This window comes from Candidatus Symbiopectobacterium sp. 'North America' (assembly GCF_015762685.1).
Classification (GTDB): Bacteria; Pseudomonadota; Gammaproteobacteria; order Enterobacterales; family Enterobacteriaceae; genus Symbiopectobacterium.
The window spans coordinates 96889-105088 of record NZ_PEHF01000048.1 but is presented as its reverse complement, the minus strand read 5'-3'; the positions used below and the strand labels follow the sequence as shown (position 1 = coordinate 105088).

The 8200-nt window shown below is 48.6% G+C and carries 10 protein-coding genes and 1 tRNA gene; 4 read left to right on the top strand and 7 right to left on the bottom strand.

What is annotated here, in order from left to right; translation table 11 throughout:
• Positions 1–70 precede the first annotated feature (70 nt).
• Both CS369_RS10680 and CS369_RS10675 read right to left on the bottom strand, forming a co-directional pair.
• On the bottom strand, positions 71–679 hold the full coding sequence (locus tag CS369_RS10680; protein ID WP_196907057.1) for a thymidine kinase: 609 nt from the start codon (positions 677–679) through the stop codon (positions 71–73).
• The gene (locus CS369_RS10675; RefSeq protein WP_196907070.1) at positions 606–866 is read right to left on the bottom strand and encodes a hypothetical protein; all 261 of its coding nucleotides are present in this window, start codon (positions 864–866) and stop codon (positions 606–608) included. The genes CS369_RS10680 and CS369_RS10675 overlap by 74 nt, the downstream gene beginning before the upstream one ends.
• Positions 867–1291: 425 nt before the next feature.
• Between CS369_RS10675 and hns the strand changes: the two genes are divergently transcribed.
• The gene (gene hns, locus CS369_RS10670) at positions 1292–1699 is read left to right on the top strand and encodes a histone-like nucleoid-structuring protein H-NS (RefSeq protein ID WP_196907056.1); all 408 of its coding nucleotides are present in this window, start codon (positions 1292–1294) and stop codon (positions 1697–1699) included.
• A gap of 115 nt (positions 1700–1814) precedes the next feature.
• Here hns and galU read toward each other — a convergent pair whose 3' ends face one another.
• The 3 genes from galU to rssA all read right to left on the bottom strand — a co-directional run bounded on the left by galU (position 1815) and on the right by rssA (position 4995).
• Positions 1815–2717 carry a UTP--glucose-1-phosphate uridylyltransferase GalU gene (galU, locus tag CS369_RS10665; protein WP_196907055.1) on the bottom strand — a complete coding sequence of 301 codons (903 nt, stop codon included), beginning with the start codon at positions 2715–2717 and terminating at the stop codon, positions 1815–1817.
• Between the two features lie 236 nt (positions 2718–2953).
• Entirely contained in the window at positions 2954–3970 is a 1017-nt protein-coding gene (gene rssB / locus CS369_RS10660) for a two-component system response regulator RssB (protein ID WP_196907054.1), read from the bottom strand.
• 110 nt (positions 3971–4080) lie between these two features.
• A complete protein-coding gene (gene rssA / locus CS369_RS10655) occupies positions 4081–4995 on the bottom strand; it encodes a patatin-like phospholipase RssA (RefSeq protein ID WP_196907053.1) in 915 nt (304 codons plus the stop codon).
• 151 nt (positions 4996–5146) lie between these two features.
• On the opposite strand from rssA, the gene CS369_RS10650 reads away from it, so the two are divergent.
• From CS369_RS10650 to CS369_RS10640, 3 genes are all read left to right on the top strand, one after another.
• Positions 5147–5617, top strand: coding sequence for a YchJ family protein (locus tag CS369_RS10650; protein ID WP_196907052.1), 471 nt, complete (start codon positions 5147–5149; stop codon positions 5615–5617).
• A 140-nt stretch (positions 5618–5757) separates the two neighbouring features.
• Entirely contained in the window at positions 5758–6606 is an 849-nt protein-coding gene (purU, locus tag CS369_RS10645) for a formyltetrahydrofolate deformylase (protein WP_196907069.1), read from the top strand.
• A gap of 156 nt (positions 6607–6762) precedes the next feature.
• Positions 6763–6847, top strand: a tRNA-Tyr gene (locus CS369_RS10640).
• A gap of 80 nt (positions 6848–6927) precedes the next feature.
• Here the strand turns inward: CS369_RS10640 and CS369_RS10635 are convergent.
• Together CS369_RS10635 and CS369_RS10630 are read right to left on the bottom strand one after the other, a co-directional pair.
• Positions 6928–7143, bottom strand: a complete 216-nt coding sequence (locus tag CS369_RS10635; RefSeq protein ID WP_210769487.1) for a hypothetical protein — start codon at positions 7141–7143, stop codon at positions 6928–6930.
• Positions 7107–8132 (bottom strand): MFS transporter, encoded by a 1026-nt coding sequence (locus CS369_RS10630; protein WP_196907050.1) that lies wholly within the window; start codon positions 8130–8132, stop codon positions 7107–7109. Before CS369_RS10630 ends, CS369_RS10635 begins: the two co-directional genes overlap by 37 nt.
• Positions 8133–8200 lie beyond the last annotated feature (68 nt).

Here is an 8200-nt window from a genome sequence, read left to right as displayed (position 1 = left end):
TTTAAGCAAGCCCAACATCAATCGAAAATCAGTGTTGCAAAAGCGGGGGTGACCATAGATTTTTATCTGCCTATTGTCTATCTGCCGATAGTGACGCATGGGTTAATCCCAATGCGCTTTTGTAGTGTTTGCGGCAGACTGACACATAGCGCTCATTGCCGCCGATCACCACCTGTTCACCTTCACGCAGCGGATTGCCATGCGCGTCAAGCCGCAGCACTCTATTCGCTTTGCACCCGCAATAACAGACCGTTTTCAACTCGATCAGCTTATCCGCCCAGGCGAGCAAATACTGGCTGCCGGAGAATAATTCGCCCTGAAAATCAGTACGTAGGCCGTAACACAGCACCGGAATATCCAATTCATCGACAATGTCTGACAGTTGGTTCACCTGCTCGCGGGTTAGAAACTGACACTCATCGATTAATATACAGTGCACAGGCTGCTCATGTTGCGCATTAACCAACAAGGTAAACAAGTCAGTTTGTAAATTAAACACCAACGCTGGGGCGGAAAGTCCAATACGCGAGCTGACCCGCCCGATACCATCACGGTGGTCTATTTCAGCCGTTAAAATCAGCGTCCTCATCCCCCGTTCCTGATAGTTATAAGAGGACTGTAATAATGCGGTAGACTTTCCCGCGTTCATTGCCGAGTAATAAAAATAAAGTTGTGCCATGTTTATAACCCCAAAAGAGCGCTTTACCCGCGCAACGCGCGGCGGCGCATTGTATCATATTTTGAAATAACCAGCGTGCCCGCTTGCCTATGCTGCCCCACGCTCCATGAGAGACAACACGTCGGGATAGTGACGCCATCACCGCCACAATGGCGTCGGTAATCAACGTATATAAAGCAATCGGCAATTGCGAAAATTCCTATACATAGAAAAACATTAACTGCATGAGCGATATTTAGCGTAAATAATTAGCGTTGTATGATACAGACCAAAACGACGTGAAATCGCCCTCTTCTGAGTAAGAAAACGAGTAACTTGATTTGTGTTTATCAACGCTGACAAAAGGTAAACATTTCGGGTATAAAAAATGCTTATATCGCATCCTGTCAGTATCGACGCTAACCGTTTTAACGCAGCGTGCGGAGTAATACTCAAGTAACAGGTATTTCATTTGTTAATGATGTGCTTTTATTTACCTTGGCAGCAACGTGATATCGGTTTTAAAAACGCTATTTTTTAACAATCTTACAAATTTGACTATTGCAGAAAATAAAATAGCCATCTATTATCACCCTACATACGCCACCAATAATATTATTTGAGATTATCACAATGAGCGAAGCACTAAAGGTTCTAAACAACATCCGTACTCTGCGCGCCCAAGCGAGAGAATGCAGCCTGGATACTTTGGAAGAAATGCTGGAAAAACTGGAAGTCGTTGTCAATGAGCGTCGTGACGAAGATAATCAGGCTCAGGCAGAAATCGAAGAACGTACCCGTAAATTACAGCAATATTGTGACATGTTGATTGCTGATGGCATTGACCCGAATGAACTGTTGCAATCTTTGGGCGCAGCAAAAACGCCGGGCAAAAGCAAACGCGCTGCACGCCCGGCAAAATATCAATATACTGATGAAAACGGCGAAGCAAGAACCTGGACTGGCCAAGGCCGCACCCCTGCCGTGATCAAGAAAGCTATTGAAGAGCAAGGTAAATCTCTGGACGATTTCCTGCTGTAATTCCCAATCGGAATGGTTGTGTTTATTTAACAAAAAAACCCCGTTTAACGGGGTTTTTTATATCCATTTTTCGTGACGCCCCGCGAACCACAAGGCAAAGCGCCATCGAATCAGGTTATTTCACATCATTTTCATTAAGCCATGCGGCAAAATCATTACCCAGCGTATTGTGACGCAGGCCGTATTCTACAAATGCACGCATGTAACCCAATTTGTTTCCGCAGTCATGACTTACACCTTTAAGGTGGTACGCTTCCACGGTTTCTTTTTCCATCAACATGGTAATGGCATCCGTTAACTGGATTTCATTACCCGCTCCCGGCAGTGTTTTTTCCAGCAGAGACCAAATATCAGCCGAAAGTACATAGCGACCGACAATAGCCAAATTAGAAGGTGACTCTGACGCCTTGGGTTTTTCCACTACACCCACCATCGGTGCACTGTCGCCAGGCTGTAATGTTTGCCCTTTGCAATCAACAACACCATAGCTGCTGACTTCTTCAACCGGTTCAACCATAATTTGGCTGTGACCCGTTTCAGAAAAACGTGCCAGCATTTCACTCAGGTTGTCTTTCTTCAGATTAGATTCAAATTCATCAATGATAACGTCGGGCAAAATAACAGCGACGGGTTCATCCCCCACTAAAGGGTGTGCACACATGACAGCGTGCCCCAATCCTTTTGCCAGCCCCTGACGCACTTGCATGATGGTGACATGTTTCGGGCAAATAGACTGAACTTCTTCCAACAGTTGACGCTTAACGCGCTTTTCCAGCATCGCTTCCAGCTCAAAACTGGTATCGAAGTGGTTTTCAATGGAATTCTTGGATGAGTGTGTAACTAAAATGATTTCGTTCAAGCCTGCGGCAATACACTCATTGACGACGTATTGAATGAGCGGCTTATCAACCAGCGGCAACATTTCTTTTGGAATCGCTTTTGTTGCCGGCAGCATCCGAGTCCCTAGCCCTGCGACGGGGATGACCGCTTTTTTAACTTTTTTATTCACCGTTGACATAAAAACCTCTGATATACCGTTCAAATAATGAACTTTATTGCCGGGTTTAATTCGGGGTACACTAGCCTGCTCGGCCAGAGACAACACCCGGTAAACGCGATGGCTATGATAAAAATAAAACAACGCTTTATATAGTAGGAAATAAAAATTAATTACGAAAGCGAAGAGTATGCAACAAATTGCATGATGAACGCCTATCAGACTATTCCGTAGGCCTCATCACACTGCGCAAGCCCTCAATCTGCTGATAACATCAGTCGTAAGCGCCCACCGCGCCCCCAAACCTGACATTCAAAAGTGGCGCACTCATAGTTTAATTGGTTAAGATATGCTCCATCGAGGGTGCCGAGCGGAATACCATTGTTTAAAACCAACTGTTCCTCTCCTGCGTTCAGCATGGCATGTAAACCGGCTGAAATAAGGATGAGTCGTTGCAATCCTCGGTGATAGTAACCCACCAGCAGCGGGAAACGCCCATTAAGATTAGCCTGACGCAGCAATTGGTTGACCTGTCGCAATAACACAGGCAATTCGGGTAGACGGTGTTGCTGATTAGCCAGATACTCTTGTAACAACCCGTTAAACAGTGTGCGCAGCAGCAGAGCTGCCAGCGTGCCGTTATTGTTCACAGATTGCGTCACATCAAGACAATAGAACGCTAAATCATCATCAGACAACGCGGCAATATCCAGCACCAGCCCCGGTTGCTCCAATGACGTCAATTGGCGGTAACGCACGTTGCAACCTGCCATTTTTTGTTGCACTGGAGGCTGTAGCTGCGCCAGCAGTTTATTGACCGCATCTGGCGATTGATTGAGTGAATCCATATCCTCCATCAACTGCTCAACTTCGCTCAGTTGAGAAGTAAACATATCGGGATACATGCAGGTCATCACGGCTTCACGCAAGCGTGCATAATCGCGGATAGGTTTAAGCATCACGTCCTGCACGCCCAGGCGCAGCACTTTGGCAACATCACCCATCTGACTGGTGGCAGACACTACCAGAATGGGCGTGCGATTATCTTGCAACCTGAGCGTTTCAACGAACTCAATGCACCCCATTAGCGGCATTTCCAAATCGCACACGATCAAATCAGGGCGATAGCTTTGCATTATGGCTAATGCATCCACCCCATTGACAGCTTCACGCACAGACGTACCCAGCGATGTCAGATAGCCAGCGATCACGGAACGAAATACCGCCTCATCTTCAACAATCAAAATGTGCTTATCTGTTAATGGCTGACCCATTGATGACCTCATACGTCAACTTCATGCATATTCCCTCGCGTTGTTCGGCCTAAACCCCTGCCACTCTAAACTTTTACCCTTGTTGATACTTAACAGGCGCTGCTACTCCACTAACCTGCGTCTCGGTTTACCAGCAGTTGTAATTCATCTTGCTTTTTCTCCACGGCCAGTCGCCCTGCGGCAATCGCCTCTTGCGCACGGTGAAAATCCAGCGTGGCAATTTGTGGACAATAGGGCTGCACCACCACATCAGGCGGATCGCCAGCCATACGATGCATTTTTAAACGGTTTTCCAGCACCTGAATGGAGGCCGTCATGATATCCATCGCTGAAGGTGCACGGTTGGCACGCTGACGCTGCAACCCCATGGACAAGCGCTGCCGGAGCTTGTGCTGCCAGTTGAGCCGCGTAGAATCCGCATGCGTCTCTTCAGCCATCGCGGCCACGGACAGCATGTCGTCATGTCCCAGCGTCGCGTTATGCTGCAAATCCACAGCAATCACCACGTCAGCGCCCAATGCGCGAGCAAGAGAAACCGGCACCGGGTTCACCACAGCACCATCAACCAGCCAATAGGCATTGTGTCGCACGGGCGCAAGCAACCCCGGCATACTGCATGAGGCGCGGATCGCATGGTGCAGATCGCCCTCGGTAAGCCACAGTTCTCGCGCCGTTGTCAGGTTGGTGGCCACTGCCCCGAACTTGATAGCACACTCGTCGATCTGCTGGGTACGCAAGATGTGTCGCACCTGGTTAAATACCCGATCGCCGCGCAATAACCCGCCACGCTGCCAGGAGAGATCCATCAGGCGAATCACATCCCAATGATGAAACCCACTCACCCAGCGCGCCATGGAATTCAAGCGATTGGAGGCATACGCTGCACCCACCAAGGCTCCCACCGAACAGCCCGCTACCACATCGACCACAATGCCCATTTCAGTCAATGCCTGAATGACACCAATATGTGCCCATCCTTTCGCCGCGCCCGATCCCAGCGCCAAACCAATCTTTCTTTGCTTCATGATATCCTTCTCATCTCGCTATTCATTTTAGCGCACATTGCCACTCACCGAGATTGTTAGGTAACATATCGCCACGACGTTGAGTTATTTTCACGCAAATATCGATATTTTTTAATTTTTTTTACTGTTAGTCATACATCCAGGAGTTACCGTGCTGCAAAGCTGTCCCTGCGGGAGTGGTAAGCAGTATACCGCATGCTGCCTTCCCTATCTGCAACGCACCGACATTGCACCAACACCAGAAGCATTAATGCGTTCACGCTATTGTGCTTACGTAGCCCATGATGTTGATTATCTTATCGCTACCTGGGATCCTGCGCTTCATCCTGAAAAATGGCGTGCTTCAATCACCGAAAGCGCTCAGGATACGCAGTGGCAACGATTGAATGTGCTGGTTACCAGCCCAGGACTCGATACGGATGAAGGTTATGTCGAATTCGCTGCGCGCTATACCGACACCTCGCAGCCAGAGCGCAGATCGCTGATGCGCGAGCGCTCACGCTTCCTTCGCCGCCTCGATCGCTGGTACTATGTAGACGGCGTACATCTGCAAACTGGCAGAAACGATCGCTGTCCGTGCGGTTCGGACAAAAAATACAAACAGTGCTGCCGGCGTGGATAGGCGCGTAGTGTAAGGCAAAAAATGTAACCCGGTGGCATGCTTCCCCTTATCGCGGCGATAAATCGCACGAACGAGCCGGCTTTCGGGGATGATGACAGACGATTTTGGACAGGGTTCTTATTTCCATGCAATCCCAAACGATGCAATCTCAGGCAATACAACGAAAAGTGTTGCGTACCATTTGCCCCGATGCAAAGGGGCTTATCGCAAAAATTACCAACATCTGCTACAAACACGAATTAAACATTGTGCAGAACAATGAATTTGTCGATCACCGCACCGGGCGCTTTTTCATGCGTACCGAATTAGAAGGGATATTCAATGATACTAGGCTGCTGGCCGATTTAGACGGCGCGCTGCCGGAAGGCTCCGTGCGCGAACTGAGTGATGCAGGCCGCCGCCGTATCGTGGTTCTGGTCACTAAAGAAGCGCATTGTCTGGGCGATTTGCTGATGAAGAGTGCCTACGGTGGCCTGGATGTGAAGATTGCCGCCGTGATTGGTAACCACGATACGTTGCAGACGCTGGTAGAACGTTTTGATATCCCGTTCCATCTGGTGAGCCATGAAGGGCTCTCACGAGAAGCGCATGACCAGTTGATGATTGAGCAGATTGATGCGTACAAACCGGATTACGTGGTATTGGCCAAATACATGCGCATTTTGACGCCTGCTTTTGTGCAGCACTATCCGAATCAGGTGATTAACATCCACCACTCGTTCCTGCCCGCGTTCATCGGTGCACGTCCATACAATCAGTCCTATGAGCGCGGTGTGAAGATCATCGGTGCGACCGCCCACTACGTGAACGACAACCTGGATGAGGGTCCGATCATCATGCAGGATGTGATCAACGTCGATCACACCTATACCGCCGATGATATGATGCGTGCAGGCCGCGACGTAGAGAAAAACGTGCTGAGCCGCGCTCTGTACCGTGTGCTGGCACAACGGGTTTTCGTTTACGGTAATCGCACCATTATTCTTTAAGTCGCTGTTTTTCCACTCAACGTTGAGTGGAAAACCCGCAAGGCGTGTGAAAAAACGACAAACAAACGCGTTTTTTTGCGTTCATGCTTTACAGGGGCGTCGCATTTGATATGATGCGCCCCGCTTACCAAGAAAGCGCACAATCAGTTAGGCCATGGTGGGGTTCCCGAGCGGCCAAAGGGAGCAGACTGTAAATCTGCCGTCACAGACTTCGAAGGTTCGAATCCTTCCCCCACCACCATCTCGCAGCACCCATTTCACCATCTTGTTTTCACTGTTCATTTTGCTTCCCAACTGACACCTGAATTTTCCCTGTTACCCTTATAACGCTTTTTGCTCATGGTATTTACCGTACTCTTTTTTACAGACAAAAGAGCCGGACAGCATGAACAAGGTCAGCACGGCCAGTGTAACCAGCGTCAGCTCTGCCCCCATGAATCCTAGAGAATACCCGGCCACCAGGCTACCAACACCGGCACTGATTTTCACCAACGTCCCGCTCACCGCAGAAATCCTTGCCGCCAGTTTGAGCGACATCTCCTGAAGGGTGAATACGTTACAACTGACATTCCATATCCCCCCATAATGGCTTTAAAAACAAACAGCACAAAGATCGAAACAGGATCGGTGAAAACGAGAAATCCAAAGAAAACCAGCACTAGGGCCAGGTTTACAAAGAGAACTAACTGCCTGAGCGACAATATATTAATCACTTTACGTGAAATAAAGCTGCCGATAAGACCGCCCGCCCCTAGACCAGAAAGCACCAGGCCGGTTATTTCAATTTCAAAGGCGGTATTTTGTGCTTTCAGGCTCCATATCACGGTCAGATAGAGAATCGGATGCAAAAAATTGTTAAGCGCTGTCAGAGCAACGATGACGCTAAACAGTTTATTGTCTCGCAACCAGCGAAATGCCTGTTGAATATCCGCGCCCATCGTGGAGTGAGCGGGGCTTGCTGTCTGTGGGACATCGATACGAATCAGGAACAGCAAGAACACGGCTAACAGCGAAAAGAGCAGGTTGACAGAATAGGGAAAGAAAAAATTCACGGAGATCAGATACCCACACAACGCAGGCGCAACAAGCTGAACCGCTCGGGTTCTGATCTCATAGGTTGACAAGGCCGATGTGGAGGCGTGCCCCTGAATCAGTTCCTTGATTACCACGGGCTCAGTCACTTCAGTAAGCACGGTAAATACGCCGTAAGCGAGTGAAAACGCCATAATCCACAGGAAACTTGCATCGCGCAACAAGGTGAGCAACAGGATAAATAGCGCCAAACAGAGAATGCGTCCACACTCACTACACTTTAGCACATTGATCTTATTTGATTTCTCTATGAACGGTGATGATATTATTTTGATAAAAATCACCGGACAATAAAAAGCAAACACACACCAGCTAATCTGCACAGGGTCGAGGTTGAGACTCAATGCCAGCAAAGGTAGCGTGATATGGTAAATCTCGATTCCCAGCAGTGAAAACGCAGAACTCGCGACAAAAACGTTAAAGTTGTTCTTCATATTATCCTAATAGCTGAAGACGATCAGATCCGTCCGCCACATTGTCATGAAGAAGCAACGTTACACCA

Coding starts and splice junctions, on each gene's coding strand:
- CS369_RS10680 (WP_196907057.1), bottom strand. CDS start 679: ATGGCACAACTTTATTTTTATTACTCGGCAATGAACGCGGGAAAGTCT.
- hns (WP_196907056.1), top strand. CDS start 1,292: ATGAGCGAAGCACTAAAGGTTCTAAACAACATCCGTACTCTGCGCGCC.
- galU (WP_196907055.1), bottom strand. CDS start 2,717: ATGTCAACGGTGAATAAAAAAGTTAAAAAAGCGGTCATCCCCGTCGCA.
- rssB (WP_196907054.1), bottom strand. CDS start 3,970: ATGGGTCAGCCATTAACAGATAAGCACATTTTGATTGTTGAAGATGAG.
- rssA (WP_196907053.1), bottom strand. CDS start 4,995: ATGAAGCAAAGAAAGATTGGTTTGGCGCTGGGATCGGGCGCGGCGAAA.
- purU (WP_196907069.1), top strand. CDS start 5,758: ATGCAATCTCAGGCAATACAACGAAAAGTGTTGCGTACCATTTGCCCC.
- CS369_RS10635 (WP_210769487.1), bottom strand. CDS start 7,143: ATGTCGCTCAAACTGGCGGCAAGGATTTCTGCGGTGAGCGGGACGTTG.
- CS369_RS10630 (WP_196907050.1), bottom strand. CDS start 8,132: ATGAAGAACAACTTTAACGTTTTTGTCGCGAGTTCTGCGTTTTCACTG.